Origin of the sequence: Paenibacillus sp. KS1 (genome assembly GCF_001680695.1) — a bacterium.
Classification (GTDB): Bacteria; Bacillota; Bacilli; order Paenibacillales; family Paenibacillaceae; genus Paenibacillus_B; species Paenibacillus_B suaedae.
In genome coordinates, this window is sequence record NZ_MAIS01000031.1 from 41,369 (window position 1) to 64,598 (window position 23,230).

A 23,230-nucleotide genomic window follows, 5' to 3' on the forward strand; every position below is an offset into this window, starting at 1 on the left:
AAATCACTGAACTCCGCTTCATTCCACATTGCAAATTACAGAACCTTGATTGGAGCCAAGCTCCACACTTCCTGATGGGTTGCTACAGCTTCTGGTTCCAAGGTAACAAGCGGTCCGAGTGACTCTAGTTCCAATATATGCTCGTTCGTATACAATTCAAAGGAGCAGCCCCCGTCCGGATAACTCGCACCAGAAATCGGTTCATAGCGCTTCTCAAAAACGATTCCATTTCTTGTATAAGACGCCTTGCCCTCCTCTTGAAGCATACCGAACTTGAACGCTTGCTTCAGGTGAGCAACTTGCTTCACTTCGATGTGTCGTTCTCCCCATGTCACCCGTTCATCATTCATAGCAGCATATGGCCACAGCGAAATGGAGCGGTTCGGGAGCAGGCCGGTATCTCTTGTAATCTGCGGAACAACAGCTGTACCACCCGGTGCCATAACCGTGATCGCCCACGGTGCCAGCTGAATCGGCCATGCTCCCTTATTGGCAATACGGTGGATGACAACGACGTCGTCTTGCTGAAAAATCAGCTCGATCTCCTTGGCGCATTGCGTCCATGGTTCTACCGGAGCAATCAATCTCACGCCTGACGCTGTTCGTACGTATTCAATAGGCCGATCATCCGGCGTGTACGTCCGTGGATAAGCTTCTGGACTTGCCCATAACCGATGCCCGCCGCGAAGCAGCCAACCGTCGCTGCCTAAGGCATGGAACGCTTCTCCCTCCTGGCGGATTGCCCCTTCACGATCCTCGAACAGCATATTTTCTTGACCGCATAAGCTGAAATGCATAATTCGGATGCCAAATGTTAGCGGCACAATTACCTCATAGGTTCCATTCTCTAGGTGCAAACTCTCGCCCCAGCGTTCATGCTGAATGGTATTCATCTGTAAAGCAGCCACTGCCGCTCCCCCTTCCGTCCTCATTCCCTTTTGATCTTCTCTCTATACTGCTTTAATGGAACTATTACGTACTTTACTATCTATGCGATTCAATCGTTTATACTAACAATCAATAACACTCAGCAACACTCGTTAATACTTATGTTTCACTATCACTTACATCTCAGTATCAACAGAATTCAGTATCTCTTATATCTCAGTATTAATAGAATTCAGCATCACTTATATTTAAGTATCAATAGGATTCAATTGTTAATATTACGATGTCTTCCAAAATTCGCTCATGGCTTTACTTGCTCATACCCACATGCCATGGCGAAGCGGCAGAAGGCCTCGCGTCCCAACTCATCATGCTTGAATACGCCCGCTTGACCCAGTATGGTCACAAACTTATTGCCGATCTCATGCAAAATGACCTGTCTAGCCTTATCAACTGCCATAATCCCGTATTGATCCAGTAATTGATCCACCCAAACACGATGAGGATATAGGCTATCGGTTTCTTTCAGTTGATCCCTTGCCTCCCCCCATTGTCCTTGTTCGGACAACAGAGTCGTAATCCGCTCAATATCTTGCTTCAGACGCCCTGGGAGAATCGCAAGCCCCATCACTTCAATTAAGCCGATATTTTCTCTCTTAATATGGTGATGCTCTCGGTGTGGATGGAATATGCCCTCAGGGTGAACCTCATCTGTGCGATTGTTGCGAAGCACCAAGTCCATCTCGAATAACGAACCCCGGCGCCTTACAATTGGCGTAATCGTATTGTGACGAATCGATTCCCCGCCACGAGTCGTACTCGCTGCAATCCCTACGCTGTCATCACTGTACAGCTTCCACTGCTCATAGATTTCATCCGCACATTGAAGCAGGACATCCGGCTGCTCACCTTGCAGGCGCAGTACTGACATCGGCCAGCGAACAATCCCTGCGGTTACGCCAGGGTATGCCGAATGCGTGAACCGAGTCTCGATCGGCGCTCGTTCAATTGGGAACGTATGTCTGCCCGCTTGGAAATGATCATGACTGAGGATCGATCCGCCTACAATGGGCAGGTCAGCATTAGAACCAATGAAATAATGCGGGAATTGCTCCGTAAAGTGCAGCAAACGTGCAAACGTATTACGCGTTAGCTTCATCGGAATATGCTCACTGTTGAAAATAATGCTGTGCTCGTTATAATACACATACGGCGAGTATTGGAAATACCAGGATTCTCCGTTCAACTCCACTGGGAGAATGCGCAAATTTTGCCGGGCAGGATGATCCAGTCTTCCTGCATACCCTACATTATCCGCGCAGAGCAGACATTCGGGATAGTGAGATGCGGACAACTGTGCAGCAAGCGCAATTTCCTGCGGATTCTTCTCCGGCTTCGACAAGTTGATCGTCATTTCGATTTCACCGAACTCACTCATATGGAGCCAGTATTCATTGTTGCGGACACGATCAGTCCGAATATAATTGCACTTTTGATTGAGACGATAGAAATCATCGGTTGCCCGCTCCATTCCATCCGTCATCCGTATCCGTTGGAAACGGTCCTGCATCTCAGAAGGACGCGCCATGAGAAGCCCCATAATCCGAGCATCAAGTAGATCGCACTGCGTAATAGTGCAATCTGGAAGAATGCCGCTCTCATAGGCATAATCCAGCAGCTCATCGAGTATAGGATGCGGTTCATCCGGAATTGCTTCCCATTGCCCATCTCGGAAGCTTGAACAAGGCTCTGGCAATTGGAATAAAGCTAATAGCTGATTGCGAACATAGGGCATATCAAGCCGATTCATCAGATCATGATGTACTGCATATCGAATCAAGGTCTCAACCGCGAAGCTTGCCCGCTGGGCAGATGCTCGCGACAGAGCTAATCCTTCCACACCTTGTGTCATCTCGCATTCCTCCTCAGCTATCGTATCCGTGTGGACGTGCTTGATGCCATTTCCAAGCACTCTCGATCAACACATTCAGATCATCCCGCTTCGGATTCCAGCCCAGAACAGACTTCGCTTTGTTAGCCGATGCGATAAGCACAGCAGGGTCTCCGGCTCGGCGCTCTTCCACCACAGTTGGTACACTTCTTCCCGTAACCCGTTCTGCTGTCTGGATCACTTCCAGAACCGAAAACCCGTTGCCGCTGCCCAGGTTGAACACATCGCTCTGACCGCCGCCGCGCAAGTATTCAACTGCCAGCACATGGGCATCAGCCAAGTCGCTGACATGGATATAATCACGAATGCATGTGCCGTCAGCTGTAGGATAGTCGTTGCCGAACACCTTCATTTCCTTCCGCTGGCCAAGTGCTGTCTGCAATACAAGTGGAATGAGGTGCGTCTCAGGTCTATGATCTTCGCCGATCTTGCCATTCGCATGAGCGCCAGCCGCATTGAAGTAACGCAGCGAAACGTAGCGAATATCATGTGCTTGATCGAACCAGCGCATCATCCGCTCCATCGTCAGCTTCGTCTCCCCGTATACATTCGTCGGGTTCGTCGCTTCTGTCTCTTCGATCGGTGTGCGCTCCGGCTCCCCATAAGTTGCTGCAGTTGATGAGAATACAATCCGGGACACTTGATGCTTGCGCATCGCTTCAAGCAGAACAAGCGTGCCGTGGACATTGTTATCGTAATATTTCGCAGGATTGCTCATGCTCTCGCCTACAAGTGAGTAGGCAGCAAAATGAATGACTGCATCAATAGAATGTTGCGCAAATACAGAATCGAGAAATGCGCTATCGCGAATATCACCAATATGAAGCGTACCGCCAAGAACCGCATCTTTATGTCCAGTCTCTAACGAATCTACAATCACGACCTCTTCACCGCGCGCCAGCAATTCTGCAACCGTATGCGAACCAATATACCCTGCTCCACCTGTAACTAATACTGCCATGCTATTACCACTCCTCACCAATTGTTGCTGTCTGTATAGAAGGCTTGATCTCTCTTACCCCATCTCCTACGCGACAGATATAAAATTCCGGATGTAATCCGGTCTGCTGTTCATATGCGGAACCTACTTGCGCGACAAATTGTTCAGCATCCCCTTCACGTACGAGCGATACCGTGCAGCCGCCAAATCCTGCTCCCGTCATTCGAGAACCAAGTGTCCCTTCGATATGTCGTGCTTCCTCTACCATAATATCCAACTCGTTGCAGCTGACTTCATACAAATCACGCAAGGAGTCATGCGATGCATTCATCAATTCGCCGAAACGAATCAGGTCATTGTTCTTCAGCGCCTCAACCGACTGCTTCACGCGATCATGCTCTGCAATGACATGCGCTGCACGTGCACGCACGATATCATCGGCAATCGTATCGGCCGCAGCTTCGAATTGCTCCGCGGTAAGCTGCGCCAGCAGCGTCATATGCGGATATGTAGCTTGCAGCGCCCGTACCGCCTCATCACACTGTGCTCTGCGCTCATTGTACTTCGAATCGACTAGCCCGCGGCGCTTATTCGTATTGCCGATAATAAGACAGTACCCCTCTGTCTGGAAAGGTACATGCGTATATTCCAACGTATCGCACATTAATAGAATGGCATGATCCAGCTTGCCTTGCGATACTGCGAATTGATCCATGATGCCACAATTCACGCCGACGAATTGATTCTCTGCTCGCTGGGACAATACAGCGATGTCTGTTCGATCGATACTGTGCCCTTCCATCGTAAGCAGCGCATAAGCGGTCACCACTTCCAGCGATGCAGAAGAGGACAATCCTGCCCCATTCGGAATATCTCCGTGGAACAGCAGCTCATATCCTATAGTCAAGCCACGAGCCGATTGCGAGAGCTGATTCATGACTCCGATTGGATAATCTGTCCATTGATCCTGCTTCGCATCACCAAGTGCATGCAGCTCAATATCCAGCTGATATTCAAAATTCGTCGACGCCAGTCGTATGCATTGATCCTCACGTTCACGAATTAATAGAGTCGTCCCGAATTCCAATGCGGCAGGGAGCACATATCCTCCATTATAGTCAATATGCTCTCCAATCAAATTCACTCGTCCTGGAGCATGGAAAAAACGAACCGGTGCAGAACTCGTTCCATATCGTTGTTCAAAACCTGCCAGTAGTTTGCTTGCATCCATTACAATGACCTCCCGTTGTTTCACGTGGATACGATACCGTTACATCAATCATACGAATATCCGCTGGATTCCGTAATATATCGATGTGCGCTACATATGGACTTATGTGACTCTACCATCATTTTCATGCTACAATACAATTATTGGACACGCAAGGAGGATCTCATTATGACTGACTCCCTTAATTATGAAGCGGCAGAGGCAGCAACTGCAACGATCGATGCAGAGGCTAGTGTCGTCAGCGCTCTAGAGACCTATACGGTTGCATCAAATCCAACTTACGTCGAACAAGAAGGAATACGCGTTCTATTTGCAGGGGAAAGCCAGACCGTCCCCTCTCATAAGGTCGGCCCTAAACTTTACGACTACTATTTGCTTCATCATATCATGGATGGACAGGGAAAATTTTCAACGGAAACGAAAACTTACGAGCTTCAGGCGGGAGATGCGTTCCTCATCGCACCCGGACGCCTCGTCAGCTATGAATCCGATGCAGCGCAGCCATGGAAATACTGCTGGATTGCCTTTCAAGGCAGTTCTGCTGATGACCTCGTAGGCCGTGCTGGGTTCTCGGAACAAACCCCCATTATTCGTGCAGACGATCGCATGGATGTTCCCTATCAGATGAAGCACATTACTGCAGCATTTCAAGAGCGAAGTGTAGCAGCAGATCTGATTGCACACGGCTGTCTCCATCTCATTATGGCGAAATATGCAGGCATGCAGCGGCAATTGGATGACACGAATAGGCTGCGTCCCGAGTCTGAAATGCAGCAGACCGTACGGCAGGCTATCCAGATGATGTCTACTCAATATGCGCATCCATTATCTATCGAGCATATCGCGGAGAGTTTAGGGTACAGCAGGGCCTATTTTTCTCGCATATTCAAGCGGATAACGGACATGACACCTGTTACCTTCCTGTTGAAGCTGCGCATCGATAAGGGCCGCCAATTGCTTCGAGAACGCCCTGATCTGACGGTTGAGCATATAGCCGCCTCGGTCGGCATCCCTGATGCGCTCTATTTTTCGAGACAATTCCGGCGGTTCTATGGACAGCCTCCTACAACCTATCGCAATCAAGTTATGCAACCCGACAGCACTTATCAGCGTAAATCTTAGTATGGATGTACACCAAGAATTAGGAGGGAACACCTATGAAAAGACTGAGCATCAAGGAAGAGTGGGAGCAGCAGGCGCGATTAGCGGAATCCAGTCGTAAGGAAGCTGCATCCAAATCCATTTCAGAGCTTATTCAAGACCTTACGAATACTGGTGGAGTCTACGTACAGGATCACAAGCAGACTAGCGCAGTTGGCGAGCTGTTCCGCCGTGCGGTAGACAAGCTGAATCCATCTCATAAATCCTGATCTATCTAACAAAAAGGAGCGTCGCCCTGTTGAACAGAAAAAAGGCGTCGCTCCTTCTTATGTGTGACTGACATACTCACTCTAATGCTGTAGTTGTTTCCATGCTTATGTTATGAATCCCGCTCTGTCTTTCCACGCCGATGGAACTTTCATTTCTCTGTAATGGATCGCTACATCTCGCGGAGCACTTCAGCGAAAGGCATATAGCGTGAGTCGTATACCTGTCGATAACGAAGGTGACGCTCTGCATGAGGGTGATAGGTGTCTACGCCTCGACTTTGCATCGCCTGACGCACTTCCTCTGCATGGGCATAATACCCGCCCCCAAGTGCAGCTGCGCATGCAGCGCCAAGCATCGTCGCCTCCTCAATAGGCGGCACGACGAGCGTTGCATTCGATATATCCGCCTTCATTTGCAACCATGCAGGAAGCCTTGTTCCGCCTCCAACTGCGCACATATTGCGAATCTCATGCTCCGAATTGCGTTCCGCACTTTGACGAATCATCTCCAGCTGATAAGCCGTACCTTCAAATACTGCCCGCAATAGCTCCTTCTTGCCGTGCGACTTGGACAGACCGATAAAGGCAGCACGCGTCTTCGAATTCGGATAAGGGGCGCCGCTTCCCGATAAATACGGGAAGAACAGAGCTTCCCCCGGGCCATCGTTCACATCGTTCATGAGCTGCTTAATCTCTTCGTAGGACAATGTCTCATCGGCAAGCTGTCTCCGAATCCATTCCACTGCACCGCCTGAAGAAGCATTGCCACCCATCCAGAAGTGATAACCCGGCACAACATGATAGCCGTAGGATAATCCGGTATCAAACTCTGCTTGTCCGAGTGGACGCTTCGCGATTGTGCCAACGAGCGTCTCTGCTGTTCCCATAGAAACATATACGTCACCCGGCTGCACAGCCCCAACTGCAAGTGCTGCACAGACATGATCATGCCCGCCAATTGCAACTCGTGTATGGGCAGACAGACCAAGGGCTCCCGCTACCTCCGGCGCTACAGTTCCTAGGGGTGTGCCGCTTGGCAGAACTTCTGGGAAAATCTGCTCATCCAATCCGAAATGCCGAATCCACGGGACATCCCAGCTGTCCGTCTCCATACTGTATGCAAATGTTCGCGTCGCAAGCGATGGGTCGAAGGCCATTGCACCAGTTAATCGGTATGCAATATATCCCGATACGGACAGCCACACAGCCTGCTCGAACATACCCGCCTCTCGATCCTTCAGCCAGAGCAGCTTCGGCAATCCATGCTTGAACGACAGGTGCAAGCCTGTGCGCTGGAACAGCTCCAACGGCGTTCCTTCTTGACGAACCCGCTCCGCTTGCTCGGAAGAGCATGTGTCGAACCACGGCAGGAGCGGAGATTGCACCTTGCCCGTATGACGGTTCACGAGCAGTCCACTCTCCGCCATGCTCGTAATCCCGATATAATCAACAGGAACTTCACCGTGAGCATCCATTAGCTCGCGAACCATTTCGGATACGTCATTCCACATCGCATCTGGATCATATACAACGTAGCCTTCATTCGTATCTACGGTAACGGTTGGACGACTCGCTTGTCCTAGAAGTCTGCCTGACTCATCGAATAGTCCGACCTTGCGATTGGTCGTCCCGAGGTCAACCCCGATCATGCGCATAGGGCTATACCTCTTTCCCTGTCATCTTGTAATATGCGAGTGCGAACAATTCCCCCATTGGTTCACGATATACCGCATCCGCATGTCCATCCATGCTCGTCGCCGTCCGATTCATCAGCACCAGCTTCGCCTTTGTTGCTAATCGAACAAAGCTGGCCGCTGGCTGCACAGTAAGCGAAGTACCGCCCACGATTAACAGATCCGACTCCCGGATCCGTTCAATCGCTCTTGAGATAACTGCATCATTCAACTGCTCTTCATACAGTACAACATCAGGCTTCAATGTCCCTCCGCATTGCTTGCAGGAAGGGATAACCTGTTCACTGTTCAGCACTGCATCCAGTCCATATTCCGCTCCGCAAGCGGTGCAGCGGTTCCGGTGCACCGAGCCATGAAGCTCCCATACTTCCTTGCTGCCTGCTGCTTGGTGCAGTCCATCAATATTTTGTGTGACGACTGCCGACACGATACCATCCTCTTCTAGCCGGGCCAATGCACGATGCGCTCCATTCGGCTTCGCAGAGGGATGCAGCATCTTCGCGCGATAGAAACGATAGAACGTCGCCGGATCACGATCATAGAAGGAGCGGCTCAGCATGACTTCCGGAGGATATCGGAATGCCTCATCATCCGCAAATACCCCATTGTCCGATCGGAAATCGGGAATCCCGCTCTCTGTCGATGTTCCTGCTCCGCCAAAAAAAACAACATGCCTGCTGCTGCGCAATAAATCTGCCAGCTCCTCTGCATGAGCATGAAGAATAGGATTCATTTGTTCTGTCATCGTCGTCGCTTCCTCCCTTTTCCACCTAAATAGTTCAATTTTAAGTATACCGTACCTATTCATCTAGGGAAAGATTTCAAGGGCGGCATGCGCGATCCCACACTGACAAGCTATTCTTCTGCTCCTACGAAGAAGGCCTGAGAAGGCATCAAGTACAGATGCGTTCTCAGGCCTATATGGATTGAGTAAAATATATACCTAGCTTATTATAGATACGGGTTCTCGCTCTTCGCCTTGAGCACATTCCAGCGCCGCTCTACTTCTTGCTCGAACGACTGCAGCGCCTCTGCATTCTCCGGCTTGCTCATATGCTTCGTCTTGCCCATCATAACCAGCCATTCGAGTAACGGGACTTTCTTATTCTTATCCTCCGGATTGTACGTAATTGTTGTAACCCCTTGTTCCACTTCATACAACGGGAAGAAGCAGGAATCTACGGCTGCATTGACAATCTGTGTGCCCAGCTTGTCTTCGGACAGCCAGTTAAGAGGACAGGTAATTAAAATTTTGCCGTATACAAGCCCCTCATTCTGAGCATACCATTGTGCTTTAGCCGCCTTCTTAAGCAAATCCTGTGGGAATGCTTCACTGCCTGTGAAGACATATGGAATGTTCGTTGCCGCCATAATTTGCGCGGTATCCTTATGATGGAACATCTTGCCCGCCTGCACTTTGCCTACGTTAGAGGTCGAAGTGCGGTGGCCAAGCGGAGTCGAATATGATAATTGCGCACCCGTGTTCATGTAGCCTTCATTATCGTATTCCAAAATAATCATCTTATGATTGCGCAGAGCCGCTCCAATCGCCGGCCCCATACCGATATCCATCCCGCCATCGCCTGTAATCATCACAAACGTGAAATCATCTGGCAGGTTCAGGTGATCCAGCTCACCGCGCCGCTTCCGTTCCCAGAACATTTCGACGACTCCGGACAGCGTTGCTGCCCCATTCTGGAACAGGTTGTGAATATATGTCGCCTTGTGGGCAGAGTAAGGATACCCGGTTGTGACAACCATTGCGCAGCCCGTATGGAACAGTGCTACAATATCCCCCTCGATCCCCTTGAAGAACAGCTCAAGACCGGAAAAGATGCCGCAGCCTGGACACGCGCCGTGGCCTGGAGCAATTCGCTTCGGCTTCTTCGTCAATTGGCGCAGCGGCGGAACGCGGACTCTTAGCTTGCCGGACTCCTCATCCTGCTTCACCGTAATTAGTCCTGTCTTCAAATCTTCATATTTCATCGGTTCAATGACACGCTGCGGGGCCTTGGCTGGGTCACCAGGCGTATGACCATGGTAATCGAATGGCTTCTCCACATACCCCTTCTGTGCTGCCTCAATGGCACACTCGAACAGTGCATGACCATCCTCAGCATAGAAATCCTTGCCGCCAAGCCCGTAAATACGGCTGATAATCATCGTATCACGGTTACCATGCGTGAACAGTGCCGACTTCACTTCATTGACCATATTGCCGCCGTGACCGCCATAAGAATCAGCACGGTCTCCCACTGTCACGACTTTAATATGAGCCAGCGCATCCGCTATCTCCTTCGCTGGGAATGGGCGGATGATGTTCGGCGATATGGAACCGGCTTTAATTCCCTGCTCCCGAAGCTGATCGACGACATCCTTAATAATTTCCGCTGCGGAATTAAGCAGGAATACAGCTACTTCTGCATCCTCCATCCGATATAAATCCAGAATCGGATAATCTCGTCCCGTCAGCGCAGCATATTCGGTGCGGATGCGATCGAATACCTCTTCTGCCTTATACATAGCCATGGACTGCTGATAGCAGTTATTAATATAATCCGGCTCATTCATATAAGGCCCTACCGTGATCGGATTATTGCGATCCAGTGTATCAGCGAATCCGCGCACTGGCTGTTCGCCAACGAAGCGATGTACGTCTTCTCGCTTCGCGAAGGTCTGAACACGCCGCTTCTGGTGCGAGGTGAAGTAGCCATCGAATGCAACTAGCACTGGAAGCCGAACCTCTGGATCCTCTGCAAGCTTAAGCGCCATAATGTTCATATCGTACACCGCTTGTGGATCTCGGCAGAGCAGAATCGGCCAGCCTGTATTCAGTGCAAAGTACAAATCCGAATGATCCCCATGGATGTTCAACGGACCCGATACGGAGCGGCACACTAAATTCATGACCATCGGGAATCGCGTACCTGATTGGACAGGCATTTGTTCAAGCATATACATGTATCCGTTCGCACTCGTCGCATTGAATACCCGTCCACCTGCAGTCGAGGCTCCATAGCATATTCCTGCCGATCCATGCTCACCGTCTGCTGGAATTAGCTTAATGTCATGCTGTCCGTTCGCCTTCATCAGATCAAGGAATTGTGCCACTTCTGTTGATGGCGATATCGGAAAATAGCCCATAACATGATAATTAATTTGATGTGCGGCATATGCAGCCATTTCATTGCCTGACTCATACACCATCCGCTGCTCAACCGTACCGCCGGTCACTTCTTTTTCATACTCAATTGCCATAGCTACTCATCCTCCTTACCTTCTATCTATCAATGGCGTTCAGCCAGCTCGAACATATGCGGAACACGATGTTCATCCGCATATCCGTCCTCTTCCCGCTCATCGGTCAATGCTTCTGTAGGACATGCATATACACATTTCAAGCAGCCTTTGCAATATTGATAATCAATGCCTTGGAGGAACATTTGCGGTCGACCCTTCTTGTCCGGCTGTTCTTCCCACACAAAGCAAAAATCAGGGCACACATTATCACAGGCCGCGCAATGAATACATTTATCTGAGGCAAAGTGCGGCATCATACCGGCACGAGAGATGCTTAGATCCTTCAAAATGGAGTTGCCTGGATTCACGACGGTACCGCCGATAGGCTGCGTCTCATATCCAAGCGCTGGCGTATCCCAACGAATTGGCTTCGGCAGCAGAACTCCCTCAGGGAAGGAAAATGACTGGAATTTCACTTCATCATATCCACGTTGGAACGTATTCAGCGCTGGCTGAACCGCCCCCGGATATTTTTTTTCCAGTGATTTGCGAATAACGCTCTTCATTTGCTCCGCATCCAAGAAGTCGCATAAGCGGAACAGCGCACCGAGCATCGCCATATTCACGCGATTTTTCTCTTCCAATGCAATTCCGATTGCATCGACCACCGCGATGGTTCCACCCGGCAGCTTCAGCTTCTCCTTCAGTTCCTCAGGAGATTTGGCAGAGTTGACGAGTATGAGGCTGTCCTCATATATGCCGCTCGTTACATTGACTGTCTTGTATAAAGACTCATGAAAAACACCCACGATATGAGGACGTTCCACCGGTGTCGTATCTCGGATTAGCGTTTCTGGCATGCAGAACCGGATGTGCGCCTTAACTGGAGAACCCTTTTTCTCTGATCCATATGAGGAAAAGCTGACGCCGTTCAAATCGCTGCCGGTAACTCCAGCTTCAGCCAGCATTTTGCCGGCCAAATTCGCTCCAAGCCCCCCGATTGATTCCAATCGGATTTCAAAAAAACCTAGATCATTTACTTTAGGCAGTGTAACCATGTAGGCACTCCTTTCCTAACTGCTCCTCCCCTAACGGCGCTTACAACGCTGGGAGCAGAACCTTTGTCGTTATGTGCAGCTGTCTCGTAGACAGATAGAACCGAAAATGGTGGAGGTTGTTCACATCGTCCGCATTGATTTGCAGGATGCAGGTTAACTTAGACTGAATTCGGGCAGCAAAATACACCACTTTACCCGCACTAAATGTGACGAACCAGTTCTAAGTGATCTGCGCTGCACCACGAATGCACCACAAATGAAACATTGGTAACTCGCACTTGTTACGGTATGACAAAATGGTAAGTCTGATGGAATGGTACAAAGTATGATTTATGTCACTAATGACTAAGGGTAAATTGACCAATCGATGAAATGTGAATAATGAATGACTGCAATCTAATAGAATGAAAAGACTAGACAGCCCAGATGCGTGGTAATGTGAGAATGAGAATCCAATAGATCCTTGAAGGTTGAGGTGAAAAGTCGTGCAATGCCATGCATGATCATGCACGCATACGGATTAGATACCGTGTGCCGAAGTAAGATTTGATTCAAAAAGTTATGATCTGCCTCAAATAAAGACATGTGTCATAGTTCGTAACATATATGCTAGAGGTCTATTATGTTATGACTGTCGGGGCTCAATCATGCCTAATTGAATCCATTGCAAGCGCGCGAGCCGATGATAAGCAGCTCTCTCAATGTTGGGGAAATGCTATGTTTCTATCCATAAAAGGAATATACCAATGCTAGCAAATATCCGCAGCCCCAAATTAAGAAGGAGTACGGTTGTCACGAGTTATTACGAATCAAATTACGCACCACAAAATGGTAGCGGTTGCAATTGTCATCTCCCTTCTTTTCTTGTAGAAATATGCTCTATTACGGCTTATCATAACCCTATATTTGCCAACTAGTCAACTGAATTAAGCAGTCTTAACTGGCTGCAAACAATGGGCACAATTGAAAGCGTTATTTGTGATTAACATCACAATGTATGCTTACCTTCTATGTTACGTTGAATCTATAAATGACAGCTAATGAGCTCGCCGGCTTACGGTGCCACATTCAAAGAGAAATCCGTAAACCGACTACACCTAGGTAAGGAGGGAACCATCATGCGGGAGCACCTTAGTATCCCCACTGCCCCCGGATGCGGGCCGTCAACGTTAAAGAAAAGTGGAGAGACGTTCGGCTTAAATTTGCGATTTCTACTAATTGTATGCGTCTTTGTCGGCAATGCGATTGAACCACTCATCATGCGCATGCCTGAGATGAAAGCTATTTTCCTTTGGATTTTTACGTTCCACATGCCTTTATTCGTGTTCATCACAGGATATTTTGCACGCAGCAATCTAAACGGTGCGGCAGGTATTCGTATCCTGAAGCAAATCGCACTTCAATATATTATTTTTCAAACGATCTACTCGCTGCTTGATTATCTTGTGTTTCGCGTACCTGGCATTAGTCATTCCTTTTTCATTCCATATTTACTGCTCTGGTTCTTAGTCGGCCATCTATTCTGGAGACTTATGATGAAAATGTTCACGCGTTTTTCGATAAGTCATCCACTGCTTATCTCCATTGTACTAGGATTTCTAGTCGGCTTTCTGCCGCTCCAGGGCGCATGGCTCGGCATTTCTCGTTCGGTCGTCTATTTGCCGTTCTTCGTTATTGGGTACACATTCTCTTATGAGCGATTTCGGGCATGGCTGACACCGTTCGTGCGGTATATAGGGATTTCCATATCCATAACACTGCTTGTAGTGCTCTACGTGATGTCTGAGCCTATTAATCCTATCTGGTTCATGAATCATATGACCTTCCATGAGCTTGGATGGACACAGTCCGGTTGGCTTGCCCTATTCAACCGTACCGTCATCTACTTGACGCAGATAGTAGCTTCCGCTGCCTTCTTGGCTTGGGTGCCAATACGGGAAACTCATTTAACGAGCTTAGGCAAGCGAACTTTGTACGTGTTTCTCCTTCATGGGCTAATCATTCGGTTCGTCGTGCTGACAGGTGTATATGCCCATATTACGTCAGGCTGGAGCGCAGCACTGCTGATCACAGCGTCCATTGTCGGTGCTGTTCTGCTGGCGCAGCCGCAGGTTACGGCATGGCTCCATCCAATTATTGAGCCGAAGTGGGATGCGATTGCTGGATGGATACGCCATAAGCTTTTGCGCGCGAAAATCAAGCACAGCTAATCGATTATTCTTGTTGTCACATACGAGCTGATTTCAGCCCACAATCATTGTCCAAACACCGCGAGAATCTGCATTTTTGCATGCTGTTTTCTTGCGGTGTTTTTGTGCGTGCAACAGCGTGTTCGCCTAGAATGGATTGGTAGAAAAACCCCAACAGTTGTGATAGACTACTAAGAAACCCATTGGCAAGCACTAGAAAAAGCCATTCAAAAGTTCGATTTTATTAAAAAGTAGAAAAATAGGACTCGTCCCGCGCGACGGGAAGGACATGAGATGGAGGTTTACCATATGACAGCCAAAAAGATGCGCTCAGACATGATTAAAAAGGGCTTTGATCGTGCGCCTCACCGCAGTTTGCTGCGTGCCGCAGGCGTTAAGGAAGAAGATTTCGACAAGCCGTTCATTGCAGTATGCAACTCGTATATCGATATCGTTCCCGGTCATGTACATTTGCAGGAATTCGGTAAAATTGTAAAGGAAGCCATTCGCGAAGCTGGCGGCGTTCCATTTGAATTCAATACCATTGGCGTCGATGATGGGATTGCCATGGGCCATATCGGCATGCGCTACTCGCTGCCAAGCCGTGAGATTATCGCGGATTCCCTTGAAACCGTTGTATCCGCACACTGGTTCGACGGTATGGTGTGTATTCCGAACTGTGACAAGATTACACCAGGTATGATTATGGGCGCATTGCGCGTCAACATCCCGACTGTATTCGTCAGCGGCGGGCCAATGAAGGCTGGTAAGGATTCCAACGGCCGCTCCATCTCCCTCTCCAGCGTGTTCGAAGGTGTTGGTGCTTATCAAGCCGGCAAGATTGACGATAAAGGACTTCAAGAATTGGAGCAGTATGGTTGTCCAACATGCGGATCCTGTTCCGGCATGTTCACAGCCAATTCCATGAACTGCTTGGCAGAAGCACTCGGAATTGCGCTTCCGGGCAACGGAACGATCCTTGCTGTAGCGCCTGAGCGCCGCGAATTCGTCAAGAAATCCGCGAAGCAGCTGATGAGTCTCATTGAGAAGGACATTAAGCCGCGCGACATCGTAACAATGGAAGCTATCGACAATGCCTTTGCCGTTGATATGGCGATGGGCGGCTCCACGAATACGGTGCTTCATACGCTTGCTATTGCAAGAGAAGCTGGCTTTGAATATCCAATTGAACGTATTAACGAAGTAGCAGCGCGTGTGCCTCACTTGGCCAAGATTGCGCCTGCTTCCGATTATCATATTGAAGATGTGCACAACGCTGGCGGCGTTAGCGCGGTTCTGAACGAGCTGTTCAAGAAGGAAGGCGCCCTTCACGGCGAGTGCATTACCGTAACAGGCAATACATTGCGTGAGAATGTGTCGGACAGCCCAATTCTCAATACCGATGTGATTCACACCTTGGATAACCCGCACAGCGAGCGCGGCGGCTTGGCCGTTCTGTTCGGCAATCTGGCTCCAGAAGGCGCGATTGTTAAGGTAGGCGCGGTTGATCCATCCGTTGGCGGACATCACATGGGCCCTGCAATCTGCTTCGACTCCCAGGACGAAGCATTGGCTGGTATCGCGAACGGCAAAGTCAAGGAAGGCCATGTAGTAGTCATCCGCTATGAAGGCCCTAAAGGCGGTCCAGGCATGCCTGAGATGCTTGCTCCAACCTCGCAAATTGTCGGCATGGGCTTGGGCGCTAAGGTAGGTCTGATTACAGACGGACGCTTCTCTGGCGCTTCCCGCGGCATCAGCATTGGTCACATCTCTCCTGAAGCAGCAGAAGGCGGCCCAATCGCTTTCGTTGAAGATGGGGATATTATTGAACTCGACCTTAACAACCGCAAGATCGAGCTCCAAGTATCCGATGAAGAGCTTGAACGACGTCGTACTGGTTGGAAAGGCTTCGAGCCGAAGGTGAAGTCCGGATATCTCGCCCGCTACTCCAAGCTCGTTACGAATGCAAGCCAAGGCGGTATTTTAAAGATCTAATTCTATTTTTAATACGTATTGTTGCAATAAGGAAGCCCGCTCTGCTATACCGAGCGGGCTTCTTGTTCTGCAAAAATAAATTGTAGGCTATACAATGCTGGATCCAATCCCGATCTTCATGATGATAGTTTTGATTATTGACATGCAATATTATGTTCTATAGATTAGTTGTACAACACCAGAGGAGAATGTTCTTGTATGAACCAACTTTACATTCAACCTCTGTTTTATATCCATAAACAATGGTTTCCCTTCACCCAAAATAACAGGGTGAACGGATAATCTGAATTCATCAACAAGACCTAAACGGATAAAAGTTGTGATAAGGCTTGCTCCACCATACAGCCAGATGTCTTTACCAGGCTTATTCTTTAATGTATTTACTTCTTCAAGGATATTGTCATTTATGAATATCGCTTGATTATCAGTTCCTTTTTGCGTCTTGGAGAACACATACTTCTCTTTACTGTGCACGAGTTCCCACATTTCTTTTTCAGCTTCCGTACTTTCGCTTCCTGGCGTAAATTGTCCCCATAAATCATAACTTTTTCTTCCATACAAAATCGTATCAATTTGATGTAAGAAATGAGTAAATCCCATCTCAGCGTCCATCATGCACCAATCTACTTCCCCATTCTTCCCTTCAATAAAACCATCTATCGTAACGGCTAAATCAAGAATTATTCTTCGCCCCATAAATGGCCTCCCCTTTCATTGATTTGTTTCCCTCATTATAGACCTTAATGATGTCATCCTCTGTCATATTAATAAAGGAAAGTTCTCTCTGCCACCGTACGCAAAACAGGCTGCCTCATCTTGGATGAGACAGCCTGCAAATAACGAGAATTATTCAAATTAGACCAAATGGCAAGCAACCTGATGTCCGCCGCCCATATCGCGATACTCCGGAACCGCCTGCTTACAGATGTCTGTCGCAAACGGACAACGCGTATGGAACTTACAGCCGGATGGTGGATTCGCCGGGCTTGGAATATCTCCCTGCAATACGATCCGATCAGGCCTGCGTGTTGGATCTGGTACAGGCACTGCAGACAGCAATGCCTTCGTGTACGGATGAAGCGGATTTCTGAACAATTCATCACGAGGAGCCATCTCAACGAGCGAGCCCAAGTACATAACCCCGATACGGTTGCACAAATGCTCAACGACGGATAAATCGTGTGAAATGAATAAGTACGTCAGGTTCTTCTGCTCTTGCAGATCACTCAGCAAGTTAATGATCTGTGCTTGAATCGATACGTCGAGCGCCGATACCGGCTCATCCGCTACGATAAAGTCAGGGTTCAGCACCAAGGCGCGCGCAATCCCGATACGCTGGCGTTGACCACCAGAGAATTCATGCGGGTAGCGATCGATATGATACGGAGCCAAGCCGCAAATCGTCAAAATCTCTTTGACCCGATCGCGCACTTCATTCTTCGAAGAAATGCCATGGTCGATCAGGGCTTCGCCGATTGCATCGCCAATCTTGATGCGTGGGTTCAAGGAGCTGTATGGATCCTGGAACACAAGCTGCATCTTCGGACGCATTTTGCGTAAATCCTTTTTCGACAAGTCATGAATCTCTACACCGTTGAACAACACTTGTCCATCGGTCTTGTCGAGCAAGCGAAGGATGGTACGACCTGTAGTTGACTTTCCGCATCCGGATTCCCCTACGAGACCAAGCGCTTCCCCTTTATTCAAGCTGAAAGACACACCGTCAACCGCACGAACATGGCCTACCGTTTTGGATAAAATACCGCCCTGGATGGGGAAGTATTTTTTCAAATTGTCTACTTGTAGCAACGGTTGTTGACTCATTGTACGTCCCCTCCCTTTTCATACAGCCAGCATGCTGTCTTATGTTTGTTGTCATACACCTTAAGCTGAGGCTGCTTATCCGTACAGATGGACATGCAATGCTCGCAACGATCATTGAAATAACAGTTCTCTCCGAGTTCAACAGGGTTCGGAACCTGTCCCGGAATCGTATATAGACGCTCCATACGCTCATTGATGACCGGCTTTGCCTTCAAGAGGCCCTGCGTATATGGATGCTTCGGATTTTTGAAGAGCTCAAGCACAGGAGCTTCTTCAATCACTTTACCTGCATACATAACGACAACATGGTCAGCCATTTCCGCTACGACACCAAGGTCATGTGTGATCATCATAATCGCCGTATTGAATTCCTTCTTAATGTTGCGCATCAAGTCCAAGATCTGTGCTTGAATCGTTACGTCGAGCGCTGTTGTCGGCTCATCCGCAATGAGAAGCTTCGGATCACAGCTAAGCGCAATCGCGATCATAATCCGTTGACGCATACCACCGCTAAGCTCATGCGGATATGCATCGAAGATTTGTGCCGCACGTGGAATGCCGACCAGTTCGATCAGATCAATCGCACGTTTTTTGGCTTCTTTCTTCGTAACGCCTTTATGCAACAGGATCGGTTCTGTCAGCTGTTCCCCGATTGTAAATACCGGGTTCAGAGACGTCATCGGCTCCTGGAAGATCATCGCGATTTCGTTACCGCGGATCTGGCGCATTTCACGTTCCTTAATTCCAAGCAAGTCTTTGCCATTATATAAGATCTGTCCACCCTCCACTTTACCCGGAGGTGAGACAAGACGCATAAGAGACATCGCTGTTACGCTTTTTCCGCATCCGGATTCACCAACGACGCACAGCGTTTCTCCTTCTTTAATCGAGAAGCTGACATCATTGACCGCTCTTACGACGCCACTGCTAGTATAGAAATTCGTCCGCAAATTGCGAAATTCGATCAAGTTATTTGACATAACGTATCCCTACCTCTTCATTTTCGGATCGAGGACGTCCCGCAAGCCGTCACCAATGATGTTAATCGCAATTACTGTCATGAAAATACATACGCCCGGCGGAATCCACAACCATGGACGCTTCTGGAAATCAATCAAGTTGTTCGCTGCCGTAATCATGTTCCCCCATGATGGCGTCGGCGGCACAACCCCTAGACCCAAGTAACTCAATACCGACTCTTGCAGAATTGCACCCGCAACCGTCAATGTGGCTACGACAATGATGATCGGAATCGTGTTCGGCAGCAAGTGACGGAAGATTTTGCGGCGGTCACGCAGACCGAGCACTTCTGCCGCTTGCATGAACTCTTGCTCACGCAGCATCAAGATCTGTCCGCGCACGAGACGAGACAAGCTTGGCCAGCTCATGAATCCGAGCAAAAACATAACGACGAAAATCCGCTTGTCCGGCGGAACCTTCATATCTGATAGTACCGCACCAAGAATGATCAAGAGCGGCAAGCTAGGGATCGACATCATAATATCTGCTAGACGCATGATGATGGAATCAACCCACCCGCGATAGTAACCTGCAAGTGCTCCTAGTGTGCTACCGATTGTGACAGAGATAATCATCGCAACGAGACCGACGATCAAGGATACTCGTCCTGCGAGCATTACCCGCAGCAGGATATCGCGCCCCAGGTTGTCCGTACCAAGCCAGTGGGTAGCTGAAGGACCTTTATTTTTCATTGGGCCCATTGTATCCAAAGTATATGGCGAGAACAGCGGACCAATAAAACAAATGATGAACATCAAGACTACAACGAAAATTCCGCCCATTGCGAATTTGTTCTTGCTAAGTTGCTTAAATGCCAACCTCCACGGGGAAGCAGGCTTCGTCTTCGATGCAGCTGTTGCAGCCGCAGAATTAGTAGCAGTTTGAGACACGAGCTTTTTCCCCTTTCTATTTCATGCGTACACGTGGATCAGCCACGCGGTACAGCACGTCAGCTAAGAAGTTACCGACTACAGTGAGCAATGCCAAGAACATCGTGAAGCCCATCAACAGGAAGTAGTCACGCGACGTGATTGCTTCTAAGTTAATTCGACCGATCCCCGGCCAGTTGAAGATTTTCTCTGTAATCATTGCGCCACCGAACAATCCCGGAAGCTCGATACCCAGCAACGTAATTGCAGGCAGCATTGCGTTGCGAAGCGCGTGTTTGAAAATAACCGTTCTTTCTTTCAAGCCTTTTGCACGTGCAGTACGGATGTAATCCTGACGGATAACTTCCAGCATGCTCGTACGGAAATAACGAGTAAGTGAGCCTACACTCAGTGCAGTCAGTACGATGACTGGCAGCATTAAATGATGAACCAAATCCCAAAAATGCGCCAATCCGGTAGCATTGCTTCCGGAGGTGTACATTCCGCCAACAGGGAATATTTTGAAGTCGACAGCTAACGCTTTAATTGCATATAAGCCAACAAAGAACGATGGCAATGACATTAAGGCAAATACGAGAAACGTAACTACCCCATCAAAAAATGAATATTGCCTGATAGCAGAAAATACACCGACAAGAATTGCTATTGCCCATGATAAAACTAATACGATTGCAGCGATCATAAAGGAATTCCACATATAGCGATTAAGTACAGTTGTAACCGGTTGCTTATGCTGTATCGACATCCCCAGATCTCCCTTGAGTGTATTGCTCGCCCAAGTGAAGTAACGCTCAGTAAGCGGCTTGTCCAAACCATGAATCGCTTTAAGTTCAGCAGCGCGCTCTTTGGAAATCGTCGGGTTCGAATCGATAAAGTTACCCGGTGCCAATGCAAATACGGCGAACAGGATAACGGATACCCCTATTATCGTAGGAACCAATTGTAACAGCCGCCGAATGGCGTATTGCTTCATAATTATTCCTCCTAGCTTTATATAAGCCTAAATGCCCAGCCCGGAGGCTGAGCATTTTGCAGGCATAATTCATTTGCCTTGCGGCTATTGAATTTGCAATTGTGGCAAGCTGTACGTGAAGTTGCGGTATGGCGACATATCGAAGCCTTGCAAGCGAGCGTTGTTCGCCCACATATCACGACGTTGGTACAAGAAGATGTAAGGAAGATCCTCATTCAACTCTTTATAAAGTTCTTTAAAGACCTCTTTACGTTTTTCAGTGTCTACCATTGCTCCAGCTTTCGTGAACAACTCATCAACCTTCGGATTGGAGTATCCAACATCGTTCTGGGAACCGCCAGTCTTGAACACATTTTCACCGGATTGCGGATCTGGTGTTAAGCCCCACGCCAAGAACATCATGTCGAAATCGCCTTTTTTACGCTTGTCTACAGCAGCATTGAAGTCCATTTGTTCTGCAACGAATTCGATGCCAAGCTCTTTGTAGCTTGCTTGAGCAAGTGGAATGATTGCATCGTTTACAGGGTTAGGAGTAGTCGCTGTGAACGTAATCTTGAATTTCTTGCCGTCTTTCTCACGAATGCCGTCTCCACCGACTTTCCAGCCTGCTTCATCCAGCAATTGTTTTGCTTTTTCCAGATCGAAATCGTACTTATTCACATCATCTGTGTACGCCCAAGATACTTTGGATTGCGGAACGTTCAGAACGTCTGCATAGCCTTGATATACGGCATCAACGATCTCCTTACGGTTCAGACCGTAAGTCAATGCTTGGCGTACACGCTTATCTTTAAATTGGTCATGCTTGTGGTTGAATGCAATGTAACCATAGCTGTTCGCTGGGAACAGGTTAATATCCAAGTAGCCGAACTCTTTCAACTGCTCGATTGTATCTTTGTTCACGGAAACGAAGTCCATATCTGTCTCGCCTGCTTGCAGCAATTGGATGTTGGTTTCTTCAGTCGTAAACTTGTAGATCAATTTTTCAATCTTCGGCTTGCCTTGGTAGTACAACTCGTTAGCTACCAAAATAGCCTCTTGACCTGGCACGAACTTCTCAAGCTTGTACGGACCGTTGCCGACTGGTTGCGTGAACGTATCTTTCATGTAGCTCAGGTTGCCTTGCTTGTAGTCTTTGCCGTAGATTGCTTTCGGAAGAACCCCTACAGAACCGATTGCAGAAAAGGCCAATGCATTCACTTCTGTCGTTGTTACTTGAATTGTACGTGGATCCAATACTTTAATGCCTTCGATGGATGTTGCTTTGCCTTCTTTATACTCTTTGCCGCCCTTGATATGAGCGTCCTTAATAATGTCGGTAGGACCGTCATAGGACTTGTCGTGCAATACAGTCAAGCTGAATGCTACGTCGTCCGCAGTCAATGAAGTACCATCGCTGAATTTCAAACCATCGCGCAATGTGAACGTGTATACAAGGTTGTCAGAAGAAATTTCCCATTTCTCTGCAATACCTTCCTTATAAGTACCATCTTTGTTCACTTCAATCATGCTGCTGAATACCGAAGTATTGACAAAGTTATCGTACGTAGAGTCTGCAAACAATGGGTTGAAAATACCACTTGGTGCCGTCATACCAATAATCATGGTGTCCTTGCGGTTCTTCGCAATCTCTGGTGATAAGGATGCATCCGAAGCTTTAATCAAGCCATCGGTTACCAATTCTTCAGCCGGTTGTTCTGTATTTTGGCCAGTAGTCTTGTCTGTACCCTCAGAGGAATTCCCGCCTCCGCAAGCAGACAGAATAAGTGTCAATGACAACAATAAGCAAATCATAGTGCTAAGACTTTTCTTCACAACATTCTCCCCTTATTTCTTAGATGACATTTATAATTAGTATAAAAGTTGTATACATATTACCTAGTTAGCTTCGAATGTTCGGCTATATACTCTTTTATAGAACATTGGTCAATAAAATAAGAAAGAATGACCAATTCCTCAGCAAGAGA

The 23,230-nt window shown here is 48.3% G+C and carries 18 protein-coding genes; 4 read left to right on the top strand and 14 right to left on the bottom strand.

Features of this window, described 5'->3' with window-relative positions:
• Window positions 1-35: 35 nt before the first annotated feature.
• The 4 genes from BBG47_RS12550 to BBG47_RS12565 form a co-directional block, all read right to left on the bottom strand.
• A complete protein-coding gene (locus BBG47_RS12550; protein ID WP_028531373.1) occupies window positions 36-908 on the bottom strand; it encodes a hypothetical protein in 873 nt (290 codons plus the stop codon).
• 281 nt (window positions 909-1,189) lie between these two features.
• Window positions 1,190-2,800, bottom strand: coding sequence for a UDP-glucose--hexose-1-phosphate uridylyltransferase (locus BBG47_RS12555; RefSeq protein ID WP_065291976.1), 1,611 nt, complete (start codon window positions 2,798-2,800; stop codon window positions 1,190-1,192).
• A gap of 13 nt (window positions 2,801-2,813) precedes the next feature.
• Entirely contained in the window at window positions 2,814-3,800 is a 987-nt protein-coding gene (gene galE / locus BBG47_RS12560; protein WP_065291977.1) for a UDP-glucose 4-epimerase GalE, read from the bottom strand.
• Window positions 3,801-3,804: 4 nt separating this feature from the next.
• Window positions 3,805-5,010, bottom strand: coding sequence for a galactokinase (locus BBG47_RS12565; protein ID WP_065291978.1), 1,206 nt, complete (start codon window positions 5,008-5,010; stop codon window positions 3,805-3,807).
• Window positions 5,011-5,178: 168 nt separating this feature from the next.
• Here BBG47_RS12565 and BBG47_RS12570 point away from each other — a divergent pair, with 168 nt between their 5' ends.
• The gene (locus tag BBG47_RS12570; RefSeq protein ID WP_083189262.1) at window positions 5,179-6,132 is read left to right on the top strand and encodes an AraC family transcriptional regulator; all 954 of its coding nucleotides are present in this window, start codon (window positions 5,179-5,181) and stop codon (window positions 6,130-6,132) included.
• 35 nt (window positions 6,133-6,167) lie between these two features.
• On the top strand, window positions 6,168-6,380 hold the full coding sequence (locus BBG47_RS12575; RefSeq protein WP_065291979.1) for a hypothetical protein: 213 nt from the start codon (window positions 6,168-6,170) through the stop codon (window positions 6,378-6,380).
• Window positions 6,381-6,550: 170 nt separating this feature from the next.
• Here BBG47_RS12575 and BBG47_RS12580 read toward each other — a convergent pair whose 3' ends face one another.
• The 4 genes from BBG47_RS12580 to BBG47_RS12595 form a co-directional block, all read right to left on the bottom strand.
• The gene (locus BBG47_RS12580; protein WP_065291980.1) at window positions 6,551-8,035 is read right to left on the bottom strand and encodes an FGGY-family carbohydrate kinase; all 1,485 of its coding nucleotides are present in this window, start codon (window positions 8,033-8,035) and stop codon (window positions 6,551-6,553) included.
• Between the two features lie 4 nt (window positions 8,036-8,039).
• Window positions 8,040-8,819, bottom strand: coding sequence for an NAD-dependent protein deacylase (locus BBG47_RS12585; protein ID WP_251482243.1), 780 nt, complete (start codon window positions 8,817-8,819; stop codon window positions 8,040-8,042).
• 206 nt (window positions 8,820-9,025) lie between these two features.
• Complete coding sequence (locus BBG47_RS12590; RefSeq protein WP_065291981.1) at window positions 9,026-11,332, bottom strand: thiamine pyrophosphate-dependent enzyme; 2,307 nt, start codon at window positions 11,330-11,332, stop codon at window positions 9,026-9,028.
• 29 nt (window positions 11,333-11,361) lie between these two features.
• Window positions 11,362-12,372: a 2-oxoacid:acceptor oxidoreductase family protein gene (locus BBG47_RS12595; protein ID WP_065291982.1), complete on the bottom strand. Its 1,011-nt coding sequence runs from the start codon at window positions 12,370-12,372 to the stop codon at window positions 11,362-11,364.
• A 1,118-nt stretch (window positions 12,373-13,490) separates the two neighbouring features.
• Here BBG47_RS12595 and BBG47_RS12600 point away from each other — a divergent pair.
• Both BBG47_RS12600 and ilvD read left to right on the top strand, forming a co-directional pair.
• The gene (locus tag BBG47_RS12600; RefSeq protein ID WP_065291983.1) at window positions 13,491-14,582 is read left to right on the top strand and encodes an acyltransferase family protein; all 1,092 of its coding nucleotides are present in this window, start codon (window positions 13,491-13,493) and stop codon (window positions 14,580-14,582) included.
• 288 nt (window positions 14,583-14,870) lie between these two features.
• Window positions 14,871-16,556, top strand: a complete 1,686-nt coding sequence (gene ilvD / locus BBG47_RS12605) for a dihydroxy-acid dehydratase (RefSeq protein ID WP_065291984.1) — start codon at window positions 14,871-14,873, stop codon at window positions 16,554-16,556.
• Window positions 16,557-16,706: 150 nt separating this feature from the next.
• On the opposite strand, the gene BBG47_RS12610 is transcribed toward ilvD, so the two are convergent.
• From BBG47_RS12610 to BBG47_RS12635, 6 genes are all read right to left on the bottom strand, one after another.
• Window positions 16,707-17,252: a dihydrofolate reductase family protein gene (locus tag BBG47_RS12610; RefSeq protein WP_065291985.1), complete on the bottom strand. Its 546-nt coding sequence runs from the start codon at window positions 17,250-17,252 to the stop codon at window positions 16,707-16,709.
• A 159-nt stretch (window positions 17,253-17,411) separates the two neighbouring features.
• Window positions 17,412-18,380, bottom strand: coding sequence for an ABC transporter ATP-binding protein (locus BBG47_RS12615; protein ID WP_065291986.1), 969 nt, complete (start codon window positions 18,378-18,380; stop codon window positions 17,412-17,414).
• The gene (locus tag BBG47_RS12620) at window positions 18,377-19,360 is read right to left on the bottom strand and encodes an ABC transporter ATP-binding protein (protein WP_021256989.1); all 984 of its coding nucleotides are present in this window, start codon (window positions 19,358-19,360) and stop codon (window positions 18,377-18,379) included. The genes BBG47_RS12615 and BBG47_RS12620 overlap by 4 nt, the downstream gene beginning before the upstream one ends.
• A gap of 9 nt (window positions 19,361-19,369) precedes the next feature.
• Window positions 19,370-20,290 carry an oligopeptide ABC transporter permease gene (gene opp4C / locus BBG47_RS12625; protein ID WP_065291987.1) on the bottom strand — a complete coding sequence of 307 codons (921 nt, stop codon included), beginning with the start codon at window positions 20,288-20,290 and terminating at the stop codon, window positions 19,370-19,372.
• 16 nt (window positions 20,291-20,306) lie between these two features.
• A complete protein-coding gene (locus BBG47_RS12630; RefSeq protein ID WP_065291988.1) occupies window positions 20,307-21,263 on the bottom strand; it encodes an ABC transporter permease in 957 nt (318 codons plus the stop codon).
• 84 nt (window positions 21,264-21,347) lie between these two features.
• On the bottom strand, window positions 21,348-23,078 hold the full coding sequence (locus BBG47_RS12635) for an ABC transporter substrate-binding protein (protein WP_065291989.1): 1,731 nt from the start codon (window positions 23,076-23,078) through the stop codon (window positions 21,348-21,350).
• Window positions 23,079-23,230: the final 152 nt, after the last annotated feature.

What these genes read in the sequence shown, in the direction of transcription:
- BBG47_RS12555 (WP_065291976.1), bottom strand. Translation starts at nt 2,800, where the DNA reads ATGACACAAGGTGTGGAAGGATTAGCTCTGTCGCGAGCATCTGCCCAG.
- galE (WP_065291977.1), bottom strand. Translation starts at nt 3,800, where the DNA reads ATGGCAGTATTAGTTACAGGTGGAGCAGGGTATATTGGTTCGCATACG.
- BBG47_RS12565 (WP_065291978.1), bottom strand. Translation starts at nt 5,010, where the DNA reads ATGGATGCAAGCAAACTACTGGCAGGTTTTGAACAACGATATGGAACG.
- BBG47_RS12570 (WP_083189262.1), top strand. Translation starts at nt 5,179, where the DNA reads ATGACTGACTCCCTTAATTATGAAGCGGCAGAGGCAGCAACTGCAACG.
- BBG47_RS12575 (WP_065291979.1), top strand. Translation starts at nt 6,168, where the DNA reads ATGAAAAGACTGAGCATCAAGGAAGAGTGGGAGCAGCAGGCGCGATTA.
- BBG47_RS12580 (WP_065291980.1), bottom strand. Translation starts at nt 8,035, where the DNA reads ATGCGCATGATCGGGGTTGACCTCGGGACGACCAATCGCAAGGTCGGA.
- BBG47_RS12585 (WP_251482243.1), bottom strand. Translation starts at nt 8,819, where the DNA reads ATGACAGAACAAATGAATCCTATTCTTCATGCTCATGCAGAGGAGCTG.
- BBG47_RS12590 (WP_065291981.1), bottom strand. Translation starts at nt 11,332, where the DNA reads ATGGCAATTGAGTATGAAAAAGAAGTGACCGGCGGTACGGTTGAGCAG.
- BBG47_RS12595 (WP_065291982.1), bottom strand. Translation starts at nt 12,372, where the DNA reads ATGGTTACACTGCCTAAAGTAAATGATCTAGGTTTTTTTGAAATCCGA.
- BBG47_RS12600 (WP_065291983.1), top strand. Translation starts at nt 13,491, where the DNA reads ATGCGGGAGCACCTTAGTATCCCCACTGCCCCCGGATGCGGGCCGTCA.
- ilvD (WP_065291984.1), top strand. Translation starts at nt 14,871, where the DNA reads ATGACAGCCAAAAAGATGCGCTCAGACATGATTAAAAAGGGCTTTGAT.
- BBG47_RS12610 (WP_065291985.1), bottom strand. Translation starts at nt 17,252, where the DNA reads ATGGGGCGAAGAATAATTCTTGATTTAGCCGTTACGATAGATGGTTTT.
- BBG47_RS12615 (WP_065291986.1), bottom strand. Translation starts at nt 18,380, where the DNA reads ATGAGTCAACAACCGTTGCTACAAGTAGACAATTTGAAAAAATACTTC.
- BBG47_RS12620 (WP_021256989.1), bottom strand. Translation starts at nt 19,360, where the DNA reads ATGTCAAATAACTTGATCGAATTTCGCAATTTGCGGACGAATTTCTAT.
- BBG47_RS12630 (WP_065291988.1), bottom strand. Translation starts at nt 21,263, where the DNA reads ATGAAGCAATACGCCATTCGGCGGCTGTTACAATTGGTTCCTACGATA.